Below are 18,728 nucleotides of genomic sequence, written 5' to 3'. Positions count from 1 at the left end.
AGTGACGCTTATCCTCGCCAAATACATTGCCCTGACTTCGCAACTAAATCTAACCTTTGTTCATGCATAGTTAGTTCATCGGCCGCAGCAGCGATCACTTTAAGTTTTGTACGATTAGGTGCTAAACGCTGAATACCACCGCCCTCTTGACCAGGCTTTTCATTGGACAATTCAAATTTAGTTTGCCCCCCTGTCATGATGAGGTAGACATCGGCCAAAATTTCAGCATCGAGTAATGCGCCATGGAGATCGCGGCGTGAGTTATCTATGCCGTAGCGTTTACATAACGCATCTAGGTTATTTTTTTGCCCAGGGTGTAAAAATTTAGCCAGTTCAAGGGAGTCGAGGATCTGACAAATATCACTGGTCTTGGGCCCCTTTGGCTGTAATAGCGAAAACTCATGATCCATAAAGCTAACGTCGAAGTTTGCGTTATGTGCCACAATTTCAGCGCCAGCAATAAAGTCGATAAAGGACTGCGATATTTGTGCAAATACGGGTTTGTTGGCGACAAATTCATTGGTGATGCCGTGAACGGCTATCGCCTCTTCATCGATCGCCTGCATAGGATTGATATATTCATGATAGTGGCGACCAGTGAGCTTGCGGTTAATCACCTCAACACAACCAATTTCAATAATACGATGGCCAAAATAAATGGCCCCAGCACCTTGGTTCATACCGGTAGTTTCGGTATCGAGAATAACTTGGCGCTTTGCGCTAGAGATAAGATTCATGTTTACGACCGCTTTTATCTAAAAATTTTGGGTATACTGCCCAGATTATTCGCTATGGTAGCAACTTGATGACTGGACTGAAACAACTGTTAATCTTCACCGATGGATCTTGCTTAGGAAATCCCGGCCCTGGTGGTTATGGCGTGGTGATGAAATATAAGGCACAGGTGAAAGAACTCGCCGAGGGTTTTGCCCTCACCACCAATAATCGTATGGAGCTGCTAGCGCCGATCATCGCCCTAGAAGCACTACATGAGCCATGCAATATTATCTTAACCAGTGACAGCCAGTATATGCGCCAAGGGATCACCCAATGGATCCACGGCTGGAAAAAACGCGGTTGGCTCACAGCCAGTAAACAACCGGTAAAGAATATCGATTTGTGGCAACGCCTCGACACGGCCACTCAATCTCACCAGATTGAGTGGCGTTGGGTAAAGGGCCACACTGGCCACCGAGAAAATGAGCGCTGCGACACATTGGCGCGTCAAGCAGCCGAAGCCAAACCCACACAAGTCGATAAAGGTTATATCGACAGCACCGAGTGATCGGCAACCGTTATCAGGGAGCGATATTTAAGAATCGCTGGCTAAAATGATCAAAGGCATCACAAAGGGCACTGGGGTTACGGCTCTTGTGACGAATACGGTAAAACTGCCGTGCTAGGCTTAAGCCGTTAACTTCAATCACTGCCAGCTCTTTACGATTTAACTCTTTCTCTAGCGTCAGCTCAGACAATACCGCAAGGCCTGCACCTTGCCTAACCGCTTGCTTAATCGCATCTGGAGTAGAAAAACTGAATTTTTCAATCGGCTGCAGATCGAGCATATTCGCCGCATTAATAAAATAATCGCGGGTGCCCGAGCCTGACTCACGCATCACCCAATGCTGGCCTCGCAGCTGCGAGGGATCTACCTGCAACCCTGCCAGAGGATGCCCTGGATGACAAAATACCAAGAGTTTATCTTTATGCCACGCCTCAACCTTAATACGACTGTCTAAACATTGCCCCTCGATAAAACCAACTTCAGCGCTGAACTCCAATACTGCTTTAATCACCGTTTGGGTATTGGTGATATTGAGATCCACCATAGATGAGGTAAATTGCTGACAAAAAGCAACCGCACTTTTCGCCAAGAGATAATTACCAATGGTGGAGCTGGCAGCCACATTTAAGGTACCGCTTAAAGAGGCTTCGGGTGATGAAAACAGTTGTTCAATTTGTTCTACTTTTTGTAGGGCTTCAGTCGCTAACGGCAACAACAAACTGCCTTGTGCATTAAGGCGTAACCGATTTCCTACCCGTTCAAACAGACGTGTATCGAGCTGTTTTTCCAACTCAGCTAGTGCCATTGAGGTCGCAGGAGCCGATAAATTAACGAGCTCAGCCGCTCTAGCGACTTGACCACTGCGTGCAACTGCCTCAAAAATCATCAGTTGCTTTAGGGTGATTCTCATTTATTCACTCTTTATTATTGCCATCAAGCCGCAACGGGCTATTACGACCAGCGGTGGGCGCCGCCGACCAATTGGGTTGCCGCACCCGCTGGCGGTCGACGATTGGGGTTAATGGGGTTTCTAGTTTACGTGCCACTAAAATATATACGGCTCCGCTGCCTGGCAGCCAGGCTTGCAGAGCATGCTGCCAAATACTTTCATCTTTGATATCTGTCATCAAGTGGTGATAGGCAAGTCGCTCATCGCCGACCACTTGGTAACCGAGTAGTCCAAGCCAGTCTTTGACCCGCGCAGGGGTAAAAAATCGACCACACCAAGGGAGACGCTCTTGATATCGGGGCAGTATTTTACCCAAAATGGCTGGACTTAACGGATTAAAGCCAACAATAAACAGGTAGCCACCTGAAATTAACACCCTATCGGTTTCGCGAAGCACACTATAGGGGTTGGTTTCAAAATCGAGTAAAAAGCTGCATATCGCCGCATCAATGACCCCATTTTGGATTGGCAGCTCACTGTAATGACCAGCAAGCGACGCTTCGCCCTCTGGTGCCATAGCAAATGTCCTGCCAATTGGTAAATTGGGTTTATCTAATGCGGCGCTGAGAGGGCCAAGATTGAGCAAGTGGTAACCAAAGACTTTAGGCCACCATGGCGCCAGCTTATCTTCAATAGCTTCTTGCAGCCATTGACCATTAGGCAGATCTTGCCATCGCTGTGGTTTGCAGGCCGTTATGAACACAATAGGCTCCCGTTTTGCTACAAGTGATATCAATAGAATGAGTTTTTGACGATTTGATTCAATGCTATTTTTATAAAATCAATATCTTGTATTAAATCGTTAAAGGGCTATACACGCAATAGCTTTGCTTATTAAACTACTTCATTAAGCTGACACATTTTTGAGGCAAACATCATTATGATTTCTGTTATTCCCATTTTAGCCTTTAACGACAACTATATTTGGTTAATCAAATCTCCAGACTCACGCAATTGCTATGTGGTAGACCCAGGTGATGCGCAGCCTGTTATCACTTACTTAGCCGAGAACCAACTTGAGTTAACGGGTATTTTAATCACGCATCATCACCATGATCACACTGGTGGTATTACTCAGTTGCAGCAACACTTTAACCAGATGCTGAAGGTTTATGGCCCCGCAAGCGAAAACATCGAGGGTATTACAGACAAGCTCACTCAAGCCACTAGTGCTATCACCTTAGAGGGCATCGATACCCCAGTGGCGATTTTTCACCTACCGGGCCACACTTTAGGGCATATTGCCTACCATATAGGCTCGCACCTGTTCTGCGGCGACACCCTGTTTAGTGGTGGTTGTGGCAGGTTATTTGAAGGCACACCTGAGCAGATGCTGAGCTCGTTGACCTTACTCAGTGAGCTCGACGATGACACGTTAGTTTATCCGGCCCATGAGTATACATTGGCCAACTTACGCTTTGCTTTGGCGGTCGACCCTAGTAATTGTGCACTAAAGACCTACATGGAGCAGGCGCAGCAATATCGAGCAGTTAATCGCCCGACACTGCCCACCACTATCGGCCATGAGAACGCAATTAATCCCTTTTTACGGGCTGATGCTCCTAAGATACAACAATCTCTAACCGCACAATTTCAACAACCTATCCCTGATAAAACCACCAGTTTCACGCTTCTTAGGCAATGGAAAGACAATTTCTAGGAAATCATTTACAATAGCGCGCTAATTTAGTCCCCTTTCTCATCCGAGGTACGATACTGGGACATATCTGTAAGGAATAATGTTTAATGCGCTTACCACTTGTCCTGATGGCGGCAGGGTTTTCCCTGCTTGCTGGTTGTCAGCACTTAACCGTACAACCCGTAACACCGCTACCATCACAGGTCGAAACGCCTGTCACCCCAGAGGTCAAACCCACTGAGCAGCAACCTGAGCCGGTGGTGATAACCGATGTATGGCAACGCATCCGCTTAGGGCTCAGCATGCCTGTGCCCGACCAAAAACTGGTTAAGCAATATCGTGATTGGTATATCAAGCATCCACAACACCTAGCTCGCGTCTCTGAGCGTGCTGAACCCTTTATGTACTTGATTGTTGAGGAAATTGAAAAGCGTAATTTACCTATAGAGCTGGCCTTATTACCGATAGTTGAAAGCGCGTTTGACCCCTTTGCCTACTCCCATGGGGCTGCATCTGGCCTATGGCAATTCACCTCGCCAATGGCGAAGTACTTTGGCTTAGAGATGAACTGGTGGTATGACGGTCGTCGTGATGTGCCAGCTGCCACCACTGCGGCACTCGATATGATGGAATACCTGTACCAAAAGACCCATCAAAATTGGTTATACGCCATTGCGGCCTATAACACGGGTGAAGGCCGAGTACTCAATGCCATCAAGCGCAACCAACGTAAAGGGATATCGAGTGACTTCTGGTCTCTGGATTTACCACGTGAAACCGAGCGTTATGTACCACAGCTAATTGCCCTTGCCGATGTCATTAACAATGCAGAAGCGTACGGTATTGAACTGCATCCGATCCCGAATCAACCACAACTTAAAGTGGTCGATATAGGCAGTCAAATCGACTTGGCACTCGCGGCTAAAATGGCCGATATGACCCTTAATCAACTGCACTCGCTTAACCCGGGTTTCAATCAATGGGCCACCGCGCCGCAAGGTCCACACAAATTAGTGTTACCCATTGATAAAGCTGAAGCATTTGAAATGGTGCTTGGCCAAAGCGCTGCCGCTGATCGCCTAACGTGGAAACGTTATAAGATCAAATCAGGCGACAGCCTAGGTACCATCGCTGAGCGCTTTAATACGACTTCAGCAGCACTGCGCGCCGTTAATGACATGCAAAGCAATACGATTATCGCTGGCAAGCACTTGCTGATCCCGGTTGCGGCGAAAGATCCTTCGCAATATCTATTATCGGCAGATCAACGCCTGCAACAACAGCAATCTCGCAGCGGTAAAGGGGTCAAACTTAATTACACCGTCAAACCCGGCGACTCTTTTTGGAAAATAGCCAAAGACCATAAGGTTAATGTATCGAGCCTTGCTAAATGGAATGCAATGGCACCAAAAGATCCCTTGAAATTGGGTAAAACCTTAGTCATTTGGCAAAAAAATAACAAGAGCAGCATTACTCGTACCGTTAATTACACCGTACGCAGGGGTGACTCTCTGGCTAAAATCGCCGCAAAGTTTAAGGTACAGGTCAACCAACTAGTGCAGTGGAATAACCTATCTGAGAAAAAATATTTGCAGCCAGGGCAAAAATTAACCGTGCATGTTGATGTCACCCGCTCCAGAGTCTAAACATAAAAACCATCTATACAAAAAAGCGATGCCTTAGGCATCGCTTTTTATTATCAATCAGTTAGTTCGTTATTCGCGTATCACTAACCTTTACTCACCGAAGCGATAACAACCTCTAATTTACACATCGCTGTCTCAACGTGGCAAAGGCGCAATAATATCTGCCAATACAACTTGACTCGACTCCGTCGCCACTCCGGCATAGCGAGCGACCAACTTGGCATCTTCAGGGAATGTTGCTAAGTCCGCCGCCGGGATGATGAAACTTGCCTTAACCTGCTGATTTGGTGCAATAATTACATCTCTTAACGCCTGAGTAAACATCATCTCATTCGACCATGCCCATAAGCGTTTACCCTTGGCATTGATAACCCACAGATCCGCCGTCATTCCTGAACGATATTGAATTGGCACGCCGTACTGATGAGGGTTGCTCACGGTTAACAACACCTTTAAACCTTTATCAGTGGCTAAAGAAGTTAGCTCACCTTTAAATAAGCTTTGCTGGGTCATTTCAGGCTCCGTTGGTTGCCCATGACTTGGGGCTGCGTCACCCGTTTGGCCTTTTACCATAGCAAGAGTGTTCGCTTGCCTCTCTATAGGCGCATCCGATGTTTGAGTCATTTTAGTGATAGGCTCAGAGGTGCTACTTTCAGTCGATTGAGAGCAGCCGACCGACACAAGTAACAAGGGCAATAACAAGATTGATTTCACTAAAAACCTCCGAACTTTTTCAATAATTCATCTTTGAGCTTATCTTTCGCTTTATCGGTTTCTTGCTTTAATTTGGCATCAAACAAGGCAGCCGTATCGAGCTTGAACTCGGGCTCGGTCATGGTTCCGGTTATCGCAAAAGGAATTTCAACACCATACAGTGCATCTCGCTCATTGCCACCTTGCCCTTCTAGTGAGCCCACCACAGAAGTCGTTAACTTATAATCTAGCCCTTGAGTAATAATGTTGGCATTGCCTTGACCACTGAGGCGAATAAGCGGTGATGCCATCGCCAGATCGGGATTATTAACCACCCCTTTTGCCACTGAGAAACTTCCCGTTAAGCTCGTAAAGTCGGTTTTTTTCTCGCCGGTGGATGTGGCATTAAGATCGCCACTTAACTTTGCTTTGGCATCACGTAACATCTGCGGGATATTGACACCGTAAAGGGCTCCATCGGTCACACTAAATTGACCCTTTGCTAGAAGGTTACTTTTAATATTGTCACTAATTAAACTGTTACCGCTACCCGATACACTTAAATTAGTGGTACCAGCTAACAGATCAACCTCTGCTGCGTCGGTTAACAATGGCCGCACTTGCACGCCAGTCACCTTAGTATCAAAACGATAGCTGGCCACCGCTTGACGTCCATCGAGACGGGCCGAAGTGGTCAAAGAGCCCTGATAAAGGTCTGCCGACAGCTGATTAACATCTAATATGCCATCTTTTATCGCCAGCTTCATTAACCAATTATTAGTGGTCAAATTATTCGCTACAATCGATTTAATACTTAATTCCAAGGCAAGATTAACCGCCTTAAGCCCAGTCAGATCTGGCTCTTGTTGCTTAGCTGAAGGTTGAGACTGCTCAGTCGCCTTACCTGCTTCATTCTTGGGCAATAAGTGATCTAAATTAACATCACCAAAAGCCAGTGCCGCAATCACATTAGGCACTGGCGCACCATAATTGATATCAAATTTACCCGTAGCAGTAATTGAGTCTATCGCCATGTGCTCTAATGTCAGCGTTGCGCGTTTGTCCTGCGTATTCACCGCCACTTGCGTCATTAAATTGATTGACATAGCTTGGTTAGGGATCCCTGCACCTTTGATGCTATTGTTGATCGCAAAATCACTTAAGCTAATTTGCTTTAGATCCTCAGACACTTTCAACTTACCCGTACCTTCGCTAAGCAGTTCCATCTCAGGCATACTCGCTGCAAACTTATACGACAAATCCGCTAACTGCCCTAAAGAGAATACCCCTAAATTAAGCTCTTCCAAAGCCAATACTTGAACCTTACCGCTTGCCTCGTCAAACAGATTTATCTGAGCATTAGTAATTGCGATACCACCAATATTAAGACTGCTTAATTGCACATTGGCTGGTACTTGCCCAGTATCGACTTGGGTTGTTTGCCCCTTTTCAGGAGAGGTTAAACCATCAAAACTACTGCGACCATCTTTGTAGGTGTCAAGGTTAACCGTTAGTCCATCTAAGTTAAGTTGTGCAATATTCACCTCTTTACTTAACAAGGGTAATAGCGCGACCTCGGCCACAATACCATCAATATTGACCATGGTTGGGTTGTTAAACCCTTGTGGATTTGACAAGGTAATATCGCCAAGTGAAATGCCGATAGCCGGAAAAAATGTCCAACTTAGATCTTGGTTAATGGATAAATCTCGTCCAGTTTGTTTTTTGACGACATCTACAATTTGGGGTTTAAAGTCATTAGGGTCGAATATGACGATTAAATATAGGGCGAGTAAAACAAACAATGAAACGACAGCAAGCAGCAACCATTTAATAAATTTCATAACAGGTTCCATCTGGTGAATAAATCGATAGCAATACGCTTAAGATTATAGTGGCAATTGCAGTGTTCTTGACGACACGGCAATCCCATTATCATCGGCGTAAAGCATCATGCCTGGTTTAATTATAACGCGGTCTATCTCTAACGGAACATTAACATCTCCAAGGTCACGCTTATCGGTTTTTATCGGGTTAGCCCCTAATGCTTGGATCCCTATTGGCATCAGTTTAAGTGCAGCGACATCACGAACATAACCATTAATAACAATACCACTCCAGCCATTATCCACTGCACTCTGGGCTATCATATCGCCTAGTAACGCGCGTCTTGTCGATGCGCCACCATCAACAACCAATATTTTTCCCTCACCGGGCTGGGCTAATATCTGTTTCACTTTTGAGTTATCTTCAAAACACTTAACGGTAACCACCTCTCCCCAAAATATCGACTTCTGACCAAATTGGCGATAATGAGGTGAAAGTAAAGATAAGTCGGACTCGTAAAGATCAAAAAGATCAGGTAATAGGTCAAGCATACGCGCCTCCATGCATCAACAAAAAGAATAGATTACTATAGCAAGGCAAATTTAAAATGAACATGAGATAAATTTGCAATTAAGTAGTTTTAGAATATCTATTATCCATCTATAATTAGACAAAATCTTCATCAGGTTCAATCTGCACCACATATTTAAGTCGTTAACGTGGTGCTAAGAGCCGTATTGACTATATTCATTCCACATCAACCTATTTGAGATAATATGACTGATAATTTTGACCTACAAGATGCCATCTCCGCGCTCGATGAATACGGCTATGAAAAGAAACAAACCAGTGGATTAGAGAATGCTCGCAATGCGAGCCAAATGGAAACGTACCTCAAATCACTTAATTATAATTTACGTCGATTAACCACATTACAAACTGTGGTCAACAAGCTAGTTGACGAAGAGCAATATAAGCAAGCGCAGAAAGAGAACATTCAAACCTATAAAACCAAGATTATTAATTTATCACGTCAATATAACCTCTCATTTGATGAAGTGATTGAGATAATGCGTCAACATGAAGGCTAACATAGTCTTTCATTAGCAGATTATAGACACGCCACTGCTGTAGACACAAAAAAACTTTTAAAACAGAGGTTTATAAGAAAAAATTAATTCACTTAATATTGCTATTCATGATCAGACGTTTAATTATGGAACGATTATCGAATATTTAGGATAGCATTTATTATGTCACAATTAATAGACGACTTCTAAGCTAGACCGCCCATCCTCCGTCAGCGATGAGATCAACCTGAACTCGGTAGCCTTTTTATGTGCACCGCCACTGTTTACTAGATTACGCGTGTCTAAGTAAGTTTTTCAGTAGCAGCTTCCACTTTCCAGGCCCCCACAAATATACTTATCGATTTAAGTCAATCAGGCTCACAACAAGCTGAAGCGCTTAAGCCAATAATTTTCCAATTTAGTTAAATGCTTACTACACTCAAGTTGGTATTGCAGCACACCTTGTACAATGGCTTGGCTAACGCCCAGTCAAACACAAGTCGATGAATTGCTAAATCATAATCATTATAATGAAGGATAAAATCGCGATATGAAATCCATAGGGATCATTATAATCTTAGCGTTAATGGTAGGGCTTACCCTATCGTTTTTGTTGCCCGAACGGTTTTCATCATCTCAATCGACACAACCCATCCGTATCGCCATATCAATCACACCTTTAAGCGCCCCTTTGATTATTGCCAAGCAGCAAGGTTTTTTTAAGCGCCATAATGTTCAAGTGCAACTAGTTCCCTTACCCGGCGGCCACCTGTGTTTTAACGCCATGATACGCGGCGACGTTGATTTAGCCACCAGCTCTGAATCTGTGGTCATGTTTAATAGTTTTACTCGCCAAGACTTTCGATTATTAGCCAGTTTTGCCGAATCCGATAATGATCTTAAGTTACTGACTTTGCGTGACCGACATCAGCCAAATATCAATCAACTTACTCACCGCAAAATCGGTGTTGTGAAAGCCAGTGCCAGTGAGTTTTTTACCGATTCATTATTGATAGTGACAGGGCAAGAGGATATAAATTTTGAAAAAGTGTATCTGTCACCACAAGCATTAGGCCCTGCACTGGTAGCCAAAGAGGTCGATGCTATTGCCGTGTGGGAACCTTATGGTTACCGACTAGTAGAGCAAGCTGGCGATGAGATATATCAATATCCAAGTAAAGGCACCTATAACTTGTCGTTTAATTTAATCAGTAATGAGGTCAACAGTTCACTGCACTACACACAACATGTAAAGATTCTACAAGCGCTCAATGAAGCGCTAGAGTATATTGCCCATTCACCTGAACTTGCCAAAAAAATCGTCAGTGATTACCTCAATATTCCCATGGCCGCAGTTGAATGGTCATGGAACGACTATATCTTTCGATTATCGTTAAACAATTCATTGCTCTCCATGTTGCAAACACAAGCACGTTGGGCGGTTGCCAGTGGTGCAGTGACTAAACAACCCTTGCCTGACTTTAGATTATATCTTGACGATTCTGCACTGATTACAGCCATCACTCACTAGGAAACTTGTCGTAAAATGATGATAACAACAAGATTGAAGTCAATGTTAATCTTAAGTTTATGCTTAACCACCCTTATTATTATTGTATTTTCTGGCTTAAAATTATTGCAACAACAGAGCCTAGAGCAGCTGACTTACATCATTGAACTCGACGAATCGGTTGATGTATTACGCAGTCGCTTGTGGGTATTACAAGAGTTTCAAGATAATGATGCCTTAGTACAAACCGAATCGGCATTATCCAATATCAACAAAAAACTGGCCCTAGATGAATTAATGCAAGCCGAGACCCAAATCTACATGATAAATCTACGCAGAATGGTCGACAATTTAACCGCACTGCTGTCCATTGCCAGCAACGACATTATCTCGCAGCCTGATCAGGGAATAACCTCAACCAATGGCATGCTCACAGCCCGCTTTAATATCACTATCCAGACCATGAGTGAAGAGTTGACCAAACTGCAACGTCAATTACTCGACCAATCATCTCAGCAGCAAGCCTTGATTCTTCTTATCGCAGTGATTGTATTACTGATAGGCTCAGTGATATTAGTGTTATTAACCATCTCAACGCTTAATAGTTTTAATCAAAGCATACTGCGTTTAACGGCCGGCATTGTTCGCTTGACGCAAGGAGACCTAGGAAACGAAATTAAAGTTAACAGTAAAAATGAGTTAGCAACGGTCACTCAACAATTTAACACCATGAGCAAACGGCTCTTGGAAACCACCGTCAAAAAAGATGCACTACAACAAGAAGTTGATGAGCAAACCAAGCAACTCACATTACAAACACAGCGATTAAAGTATGTTGCCGAACATGATGACTTAACGGGACTCTACTCACGCAGTGCATTTGAACGCCAAATAGATACCGCCTTAGCAAGATGTCAACGTACCCACTCTTTGGCGGCGATGCTGTTTATCGACTTAGATAAATTTAAGCAAGTGAACGATACCCTTGGTCATGATGTAGGCGATCGAGTATTAATCACTATCGCTAACCGTTTACAGCATACCTTAAGAAGTTCAGATATTTGTGGCCGATTAGGCGGTGATGAGTTTGTCGTATGGCTTGAACCCATCAATGGGATTGACGAGATAAAGATGGTCACCGAAAAAATTATTGACCATCTATCACCTACTATCATAGATCACGAAGTGGACATCAATTTAACCATAAGTATCGGCATTGCCGTATATCCAAGTGATGATGTCGCTCGTTTAACCTTAATCAAAATCGCCGATGAAAATATGTATGCAGCCAAAAAAGTCGCGGGGAATAGCTTTTGTTTTAGCCGATTAATCAGTGAAAAACGGTCTAACCTTCAGCTTGAATAATCAGATTAAATTGCTTTAGCCGTTAACAAGGTTAACAACCCTAGGTCCGAAGGCGTTTTATCAAGCGTTGCCAATTTATTCTGACTAAGAGTAAAACACCAAACAGAATGAGATAGATACTCGGCTCGATCACTTCAGACTTCACCGACCAATAAAAATGAATCGGCGCTAATATCGCAATCAAATAAATCCCATTATGCAAGGTTTGCCAGCGGCGGCCCATTTTTCGTTTCAAACGATTAACCGAGGTAATGGCCAATAACAACAGTAATATATACCCGCTTGCACCCACCAAAATATAAGGTCGCTTAACTACTTCACTGGCGAGTAATGTCCACTCAAACAGTAAATCTAAACTGATAAATGCGCTGATGTGTAACGTGGCATAGGCAAACACATACAGCCCTAATAAACGACGAGTCTGAATTAATAATCCAAGCTTAAACCGCTTAGCAATAGGGCTGACTAATAACACCGCCAGCAGCGAGTTTAATGCCCCCATCCCGGTAAAATGAATAATATATTCCACAGGCTCGCCACCAGCACGACCTACTAATACCGCCCACACCAAATACCCCATAGGTGATAGAGCCAATAAATGAAACAAAGACTTAATTGCAAACAAATGGCTGGCTTTTAATCTCAACAAACGACACTCCAAGGATGATATAGCGGCAAACAGCGAGTCAATTTAACAGGCTTGCCAAGCCATCACAGTCACATGACCAACAACCGCCATCGAAGGGCTAAGCGACAAGGTAACTAAACTACCCACTACAAACTACAAAGTTAATAGTACTGTTTTAAATCCATATTTTTATAGAGATGGGCGACCTGCTCGCCATAGCCATTAAAAGGTAATGTCGCGATCCGCGTCGCCGAGAAGAGACCACCTTCTCCGATCCGCCGCTCAGTGGCTTGAGACCACCTAGGATGATCGACAGCAGGATTCACATTGGCAAAGAACCCATATTCATGGGAAACCAGCTGATTCCAACTAGTTGGCGGTTGTTTATCCATCACGCGAATACGCACTACAGACTTAATGCTTTTAAAACCATATTTCCACGGCACCACCAAACGTATGGGCGCGCCATTTTGCGCCGGTAACGTTTTGCCATATAGCCCAACCGCCATAAAGGCGAGTTCATTCATCGCTTCATCTAAACGTAACCCTTCGACATAAGGGTAATGAATGCCCCCACCCATTAAACGACTGCGTTGTCCCGGCATTTGATCAGGATCGAACAAGGTTTCAAACGCCACGTGGGTCGCCCCAGCCTTGACCCCAGCCTTTTTCAGCAATGCCCCAAGCGAGAATCCTACCCAAGGGATCACCATAGACCAAGCTTCAACACAACGAAGCCGGTAAATACGCTCCTCTAACGGTAACAAGCGCGTCAAATCATCCAGATCAAGCGTCAAAGGCGTATCGACTAACCCCTCAATTTTCAACACCCAAGGATCGACTTTAAACCCTTGAGCATTATCAATAGGATCGGTTTTACTGGTACCGAATTCATAAAAGTTATTATGTGAAATCACTTTCTGCTCAGGGGTTAATATCTCTCCTTGGCCAAACGCGGCGTTTGGGCTGAAACTCAGCGGGCGAATCACAAAAGGGGTCGATGATTTTGTTTCTCCGAACAGGTCAAAAATCCCCGCCTGCACCTGTCCAGGAATACTGGCGCCTATCGCGCCAAGGCCCAGCGCTTTAATAATATTACGTCTATCGTTAAACACCGCCTTGGGTGTTACATGAGCTGCTTTTTCATTCCAGCTTGGGCTAGCTGAACCTTTAGTTGTTTTATTTATCGCCACAAGAAACCTCACCAATATACTTGTTGATATCCATTAGATAGAGATACGCGCAAAAAAATTTCAATTAAACATATTTAACCACTAATTGTTAATCATTTAACCGCAGCATACTTGAACCACACAGCCGCTCATGAGAGGCTTATGCCATCGATAAAGACAGGTCTCCCTTATGCCAACAGCTATTCCACTCACTTTACCCGAACTCATTGTTTTAGCAGCAGTAGCATTCTTATCACTATTGATTGGCGCCTTACTCAATCAAAAGTTAACTCGCAATAAATGGCAGTCAGTAAAACAGCAGTTAATTGATGAACACGCCCAAGAGATGCAGCACCGTCAGCTTGAGCTCGAGTTTATGCAAACCAGTCTCGACGATAAACAAGATCAATACCAAGCATTACAGCAAAAGTTAGACCATCAACTCAGCTTACTGGGTATGAGTCAAGCACAGGCCCAGCGCGCTAACGAACTGGAAGGACAGTTGCAACATGCTCAACGAAAACAGCTTGAAACCCAGCTTGCATTATCCAAAGCCAATGCGATGCAGCAAACTCTCACGGTGAAATTTGAAACCGAACAAAAGGCACTCGAAGACAAGATAGCTCACCTAGATCAATCAGAAGCGCGGTTGACGCAACAGTTTGAGAATTTAGCTAACAAAATTTTTGATGCTAAATCGCAAAACTTGCAAAACCAAAGTGAGCAACACCTATCAAATGTACTTTCTCCGTTTAAACAGCAGCTTGAAGGATTTAGAAAGCAAGTCCAAGAATCCTATACGGTTGAACAGGCTGAGCGCAGTGCTTTTAATCATCAACTGGAATCGTTAAAAGCCCTTAATCTACAGATGAGTCAAGATGCTATTAATCTGACTAAAGCCTTAAAAGGCGATAACAAACAGCAAGGGAATTGGGGCGAAGTGATCCTAGAACGGGTACTACAGGAAAGCGGCCTACGTGAAGGGCACGAATATGAGACTCAACAAGATCTTAAAAACGAACGAGGCCAGCGATTTAAGCCAGATGTGATCGTGCACCTACCGGAAAACAAGGATGTGGTGATCGATGCAAAAATGTCCCTCGTGGCATATGAGCGCTACTTCAATAGCGATGATGAGCTGACTAAAGCTGCCGCGATAAAAGAGCATTGCAACTCGATTAGAAATCATATCAAGGGACTCAGTCAAAAGGACTATCAACAGCTCCACGGATTAACAAGCCTAGATTATGTGCTAATGTTTATTCCACTGGAGCCTGCATTTTTACTCGCATTAGAACATGAGCCAAGTCTTATCAACTATGCTTTAGACAATAATATTATGTTAGTCAGCCCGACCAATTTACTGGTTGCCCTGCGTACCATTAATAATATTTGGCGCTATGAGTATCAAAACCAAAATGCACAACGTATCGCTAAGCAAGCAGGCAAAATATACGATAAATTATGTGGTTATCTTGAAGATATGGAACGTATTGGCCGAAGTATAGAGTCTCTAGACAAGAGCTATAACAACGCCATGGGTAAACTCAGTACTGGCAAAGGTAACTTGATCAGGCAAGCCCACCAAATGCAGCAACTGGGCGTAACTACCTCAAAACAGCTCGATAGCCAGCTACTTGATCAAGCGCTTGACGAACATTTAAGGGCGCCTCATGCAGAAATGCAGCTGAATTAATCTAACATCACGGTGGTCATCCACAAGGTGCAGCGTGACGGGATTAAATAACGGCGGTATAAGCCCTTAGGTTACGCAGAAAATATCAGCATAACGACTTGCTTTACCAAAATGGATGATTTATTTGTGATAAAAGTCATTAACATATTGAAGGGATCACCTCGATTCTGTCTACGTCACTATTCATATGTTGCTGGTTATCTTGCACTTGCCGCCGCGCTGCTCAGCGCGGTGGCTCATAGCACTACATTTTCGCCCCAACAGCAACAATACCTCGATGCTAGGGCTGCATTGTCAAAAGGTAATACAGAAGCTTATCTCGCCCTTAGGCAAGAGTTAGAAGGGTATCCCCTGACCCCTTATTTAGACTTTCATGCCAAGCTAGGCGATATACTGGAGTTACCAGCAGATCAAGCACTGAGGCAACTCAAGCGGTTTAAAGATACACCACTGTACGCGACGGCCCGTTACCGTTATTTACTGGCAGCAGGCCAAGATAAACGTTGGCAGGATTTTCTGAAAGTCTCACCCACAACACCACGTGATGTGGCTCTGCAATGCTATTTTTATCGCGCTAACTTGGCTCGACAACAATCTAAAACGGCTTATCAGGGTGCGCAGCAGTTATGGCTCTATGGTCAATCTCGTCCTAAAGCCTGCGACCCACTGTTTCATGCGTGGGAAAAAGCCGGCTATCGCACCCAAGCGTTAGTCTGGTCACGCATGTTACTCGCCTTCAATAGTGGTCAATATAGTTTGCTGCGCTACTTAGCCTCTAAGGTCCATAATCAAACCCAAGCGAAACAACTCTTGGCGATGTATAAAGATCCGCAGCGTCTGCGCCACACTCAAAAATTTATGGCGTCAGCGCCGATTAATGCTGACATTGTCGATGCAGGATTACGCCGCTTAGCCAAACAAGATCTGCAGCAAAGCGTCAAATTATACGTCACTTACCAGCAAGCCGGTCGCTTCAGTGAGCATCAAGGACGTAAACTTAGTCATTATTTGGTGAGACGCGCCCTAATTACCCAAAATGTTGATCTGCAACCTTTTGTCGATAACCTGCTGCCGTTAATTGACCGTGACGATCTTAAAGAGCTGCGTTTACGCTGGGCGATCCGAGCTAAGGATCAGCAAAATATCGACAACTACCTACCTCGTTTAAGTAGCGCTAAACAAGCCAAATCCCGTTGGCAATTTTGGGCCGCTAAACGTGCACTTAGCCAAGATGAAAAAGCGGCTAATACACTCTTATCGACCTTAAGTCAGGAGCGAAATTTTTATGGTTTCAGCGCGGCTTATTTACTCAACACTCAAGTGCAGTTGCAACACCAGACGACCGTTTTTGATGCCACTTTAGCCGCCACATTAGCCAATGACCCAGGGCTTGCGCGCGTGACCGAGTTATTAGCCTTAGATAAAGCCATCGATGCTCGGGCCGAATGGGTGTTACTACTTGGCAGGCACGATAAACCCTTGCAGGCGCAATACGCATTACTGGCACAGCAAAACCAGTGGCATGATTTAGTGGTACAAGCGACCATTCAAGGCAAACTATGGAATGACATGACACTGCGTTTTCCGTTTGCTGCAAACCGCGCTTTTGAAATCGCTAGCCAACAAACGAAAGTTGATATTGACGATTTAAGAGCCATCGCACGGCGAGAATCCGCTTTTTACCCTTATGCCACCTCGGGTGTCGGAGCCCGAGGCTTGATGCAACTCATGCCTGCAACGGCTAAAGAAACCGCCAATAAAAGTGGCCTCAAATACCGAGGTAAAAAAAGCCTCTATGACGTCCAATTTAACACCCAGCTGGGAAGCCGATATTATGCTAGCCTACTGGAGCGCTTCGATAATAACCGTGTACTGGCGACTGCGGCGTATAACGCAGGGCCCCACCGAGTGACGCGCTGGCTCGAAGAGAGTAATGGCCAACTGGATGTTATCGCCTTTATAGAGTCCATTCCGTTTCGCGAAACCCGTGAATACGTTCAAGCTGTGCTGAGTTATCGAGTGATATACCAAGTCAAACAGGACAAACCTGTCGACCTGTTTTCGGCGCAAGAATGGCAGTTCAAATATTAACTCACCCAAATATGAAACCCGCCAAAAACTCAATCAGCACTGAGCCATCACGGCACAGCCAGTGCGGAGCCTTTCACCTATACAGGTCTCATAGCCTTAAGTTAAGCAGTTGTCATTCCCTCCTTTGGTGAGTATGGTTAAACGTATCTATAAAATGTATAGACGACTGACCTAGATGGCTTTTTAGTGGCTGCTATGAAGTTACCAAGATTAGGTTACCATTGAGGCTAAAAAGGACTGATATGGCTCATCCCACCATTGCATCATTATTAACCCAACTGGAACGGGTGTTACTGGGTAAACCACAACAGATCAAATTGGCATTAGCCTGCATTTTGGCCAAAGGTCATCTATTGATAGAAGATCTACCTGGCATGGGGAAAACCAGCCTATCTCAGGGACTCGCTCAAAGTTTGGGCTTGAGTCATCAGCGGGTGCAATTTACCAGTGACATGTTGCCAGCCGACATTATTGGCGTATCAATTTTCGATAAAGAACAGTCGCAATTTGTATTCCATCCCGGGCCGATTTTCAAACAGATGATCCTCGCCGATGAAATCAATCGCGCCAGCCCTAAAACCCAAAGTGCGCTGCTCGAAGCCATGGCCGAACATCAGGTAACAGTCGATGGCATGACTCACCCACTACCCAAGCCATTTTTTGTGATCGCCACGCAAAACCCGAGCGAGCAATCGGGCACCTTTCCCTTACCAGAATCACAACTCGATCGCTTCATGATGCGCCTTACCATTGGCTACCCGAGCGCGGCGGCAGAACTGGCGATGCTTAAGGGCGAGGATTTATCACCGCAAAGTGCGCCATTGCCGCAATGCATCGATCCTGTCACCCTAAGCGCCTTGCAGCAAGAGGTCAGTACGGTCAGCGCCTCCGATGCGTTATTGCAGTATATTTTGGCTCTGGTCGATGGGTCACGTCAGTTACATGAAGGTTACGGGCTGTCGCCGCGAGCCAGTAAAGCCCTATTGAGCGCCGCCAAAGCATGGGCTTTTATTGCCGGGCGACGCTATATCGTCCCCGAAGATGTACAAGCGGTATTTGCCTCAGTGGCAGAGCATCGCCTGCGTCACACCAGCCAGCAACAAGGTGAGGCACTATCGCAAAAATTGCTTAGCAGCACGAACCCCATACGCTAATCC

Annotated in this window: 17 protein-coding genes; 9 read left to right on the top strand and 8 right to left on the bottom strand. The window is 44.8% G+C overall.

The window, feature by feature from the left end; translation table 11 throughout:
* Positions 1-8: 8 nt before the first annotated feature.
* Positions 9-737 (bottom strand): DNA polymerase III subunit epsilon, encoded by a 729-nt coding sequence (dnaQ, locus tag AC5YBX_RS08660; protein ID WP_494519178.1) that lies wholly within the window; start codon positions 735-737, stop codon positions 9-11.
* A 68-nt stretch (positions 738-805) separates the two neighbouring features.
* On the opposite strand from dnaQ, the gene rnhA reads away from it, so the two are divergent.
* Entirely contained in the window at positions 806-1,285 is a 480-nt protein-coding gene (gene rnhA / locus AC5YBX_RS08655; RefSeq protein WP_494519179.1) for a ribonuclease HI, read from the top strand.
* Between the two features lie 13 nt (positions 1,286-1,298).
* Here rnhA and AC5YBX_RS08650 read toward each other — a convergent pair whose 3' ends face one another.
* Positions 1,299-2,195, bottom strand: a complete 897-nt coding sequence (locus AC5YBX_RS08650; protein WP_494519180.1) for a LysR substrate-binding domain-containing protein — start codon at positions 2,193-2,195, stop codon at positions 1,299-1,301.
* Between the two features lie 4 nt (positions 2,196-2,199).
* Positions 2,200-2,931: a methyltransferase domain-containing protein gene (locus tag AC5YBX_RS08645; RefSeq protein ID WP_494521622.1), complete on the bottom strand. Its 732-nt coding sequence runs from the start codon at positions 2,929-2,931 to the stop codon at positions 2,200-2,202.
* Positions 2,932-3,114: 183 nt separating this feature from the next.
* On the opposite strand from AC5YBX_RS08645, the gene gloB reads away from it, so the two are divergent.
* On the top strand, positions 3,115-3,894 hold the full coding sequence (gene gloB, locus AC5YBX_RS08640; protein WP_494524757.1) for a hydroxyacylglutathione hydrolase: 780 nt from the start codon (positions 3,115-3,117) through the stop codon (positions 3,892-3,894).
* Between the two features lie 86 nt (positions 3,895-3,980).
* On the top strand, positions 3,981-5,519 hold the full coding sequence (locus tag AC5YBX_RS08635; RefSeq protein WP_494524756.1) for a lytic transglycosylase: 1,539 nt from the start codon (positions 3,981-3,983) through the stop codon (positions 5,517-5,519).
* A 135-nt stretch (positions 5,520-5,654) separates the two neighbouring features.
* Here AC5YBX_RS08635 and AC5YBX_RS08630 read toward each other — a convergent pair whose 3' ends face one another.
* Genes AC5YBX_RS08630 through AC5YBX_RS08620 form a run of 3 tightly spaced genes read right to left on the bottom strand, consistent with a single transcriptional unit; the run spans position 5,655 to position 8,590 of the window.
* Positions 5,655-6,233 (bottom strand): BsuPI-related putative proteinase inhibitor, encoded by a 579-nt coding sequence (locus AC5YBX_RS08630; RefSeq protein ID WP_494524755.1) that lies wholly within the window; start codon positions 6,231-6,233, stop codon positions 5,655-5,657.
* Positions 6,233-8,056 (bottom strand): AsmA family protein, encoded by a 1,824-nt coding sequence (locus tag AC5YBX_RS08625; RefSeq protein WP_494524754.1) that lies wholly within the window; start codon positions 8,054-8,056, stop codon positions 6,233-6,235. Before AC5YBX_RS08625 ends, AC5YBX_RS08630 begins: the two co-directional genes overlap by 1 nt.
* 45 nt (positions 8,057-8,101) lie before the next feature.
* Positions 8,102-8,590: a putative 4-hydroxy-4-methyl-2-oxoglutarate aldolase gene (locus AC5YBX_RS08620; RefSeq protein ID WP_494519185.1), complete on the bottom strand. Its 489-nt coding sequence runs from the start codon at positions 8,588-8,590 to the stop codon at positions 8,102-8,104.
* Positions 8,591-8,815: 225 nt separating this feature from the next.
* Between AC5YBX_RS08620 and AC5YBX_RS08615 the strand changes: the two genes are divergently transcribed.
* The 3 genes from AC5YBX_RS08615 (at position 8,816) to AC5YBX_RS08605 (ending at position 11,984) form a co-directional block, all read left to right on the top strand.
* Positions 8,816-9,130, top strand: a complete 315-nt coding sequence (locus AC5YBX_RS08615; protein ID WP_494519186.1) for a hypothetical protein — start codon at positions 8,816-8,818, stop codon at positions 9,128-9,130.
* 529 nt (positions 9,131-9,659) lie between these two features.
* Positions 9,660-10,640, top strand: a complete 981-nt coding sequence (locus AC5YBX_RS08610; protein WP_494524753.1) for an ABC transporter substrate-binding protein — start codon at positions 9,660-9,662, stop codon at positions 10,638-10,640.
* Between the two features lie 42 nt (positions 10,641-10,682).
* Entirely contained in the window at positions 10,683-11,984 is a 1,302-nt protein-coding gene (locus AC5YBX_RS08605) for a diguanylate cyclase domain-containing protein (protein WP_494524752.1), read from the top strand.
* A gap of 40 nt (positions 11,985-12,024) precedes the next feature.
* Here the strand turns inward: AC5YBX_RS08605 and msrQ are convergent, their stop codons facing one another.
* Positions 12,025-12,633, bottom strand: a complete 609-nt coding sequence (msrQ, locus tag AC5YBX_RS08600) for a protein-methionine-sulfoxide reductase heme-binding subunit MsrQ (protein ID WP_494524751.1) — start codon at positions 12,631-12,633, stop codon at positions 12,025-12,027.
* Between the two features lie 140 nt (positions 12,634-12,773).
* Entirely contained in the window at positions 12,774-13,805 is a 1,032-nt protein-coding gene (gene msrP / locus AC5YBX_RS08595) for a protein-methionine-sulfoxide reductase catalytic subunit MsrP (RefSeq protein WP_494524750.1), read from the bottom strand.
* Positions 13,806-13,974: 169 nt separating this feature from the next.
* Between msrP and rmuC the strand changes: the two genes are divergently transcribed.
* The 3 genes from rmuC (at position 13,975) to AC5YBX_RS08580 (ending at position 18,725) form a co-directional block, all read left to right on the top strand.
* Positions 13,975-15,480 (top strand): DNA recombination protein RmuC, encoded by a 1,506-nt coding sequence (gene rmuC, locus AC5YBX_RS08590; RefSeq protein WP_494519191.1) that lies wholly within the window; start codon positions 13,975-13,977, stop codon positions 15,478-15,480.
* 129 nt (positions 15,481-15,609) lie between these two features.
* Positions 15,610-17,571 carry a transglycosylase SLT domain-containing protein gene (locus AC5YBX_RS08585; RefSeq protein WP_494524810.1) on the top strand — a complete coding sequence of 654 codons (1,962 nt, stop codon included), beginning with the start codon at positions 15,610-15,612 and terminating at the stop codon, positions 17,569-17,571.
* A gap of 242 nt (positions 17,572-17,813) precedes the next feature.
* Positions 17,814-18,725, top strand: a complete 912-nt coding sequence (locus AC5YBX_RS08580) for an AAA family ATPase (protein WP_494524749.1) — start codon at positions 17,814-17,816, stop codon at positions 18,723-18,725.
* Positions 18,726-18,728: the final 3 nt, after the last annotated feature.

Source organism: Shewanella sp. 492, from assembly GCF_059338445.1.
This window is presented reverse-complemented; position numbering and strand designations above follow the sequence as displayed.

Coding starts and splice junctions, on each gene's coding strand:
- dnaQ (WP_494519178.1), bottom strand. CDS start 737: ATGAATCTTATCTCTAGCGCAAAGCGCCAAGTTATTCTCGATACCGAA.
- rnhA (WP_494519179.1), top strand. CDS start 806: ATGACTGGACTGAAACAACTGTTAATCTTCACCGATGGATCTTGCTTA.
- AC5YBX_RS08650 (WP_494519180.1), bottom strand. CDS start 2,195: ATGAGAATCACCCTAAAGCAACTGATGATTTTTGAGGCAGTTGCACGC.
- AC5YBX_RS08580 (WP_494524749.1), top strand. CDS start 17,814: ATGGCTCATCCCACCATTGCATCATTATTAACCCAACTGGAACGGGTG.
- AC5YBX_RS08615 (WP_494519186.1), top strand. CDS start 8,816: ATGACTGATAATTTTGACCTACAAGATGCCATCTCCGCGCTCGATGAA.
- AC5YBX_RS08605 (WP_494524752.1), top strand. CDS start 10,683: ATGTTAATCTTAAGTTTATGCTTAACCACCCTTATTATTATTGTATTT.
- AC5YBX_RS08635 (WP_494524756.1), top strand. CDS start 3,981: ATGCGCTTACCACTTGTCCTGATGGCGGCAGGGTTTTCCCTGCTTGCT.
- AC5YBX_RS08620 (WP_494519185.1), bottom strand. CDS start 8,590: ATGCTTGACCTATTACCTGATCTTTTTGATCTTTACGAGTCCGACTTA.
- gloB (WP_494524757.1), top strand. CDS start 3,115: ATGATTTCTGTTATTCCCATTTTAGCCTTTAACGACAACTATATTTGG.
- rmuC (WP_494519191.1), top strand. CDS start 13,975: ATGCCAACAGCTATTCCACTCACTTTACCCGAACTCATTGTTTTAGCA.
- AC5YBX_RS08625 (WP_494524754.1), bottom strand. CDS start 8,056: ATGAAATTTATTAAATGGTTGCTGCTTGCTGTCGTTTCATTGTTTGTT.
- AC5YBX_RS08610 (WP_494524753.1), top strand. CDS start 9,660: ATGAAATCCATAGGGATCATTATAATCTTAGCGTTAATGGTAGGGCTT.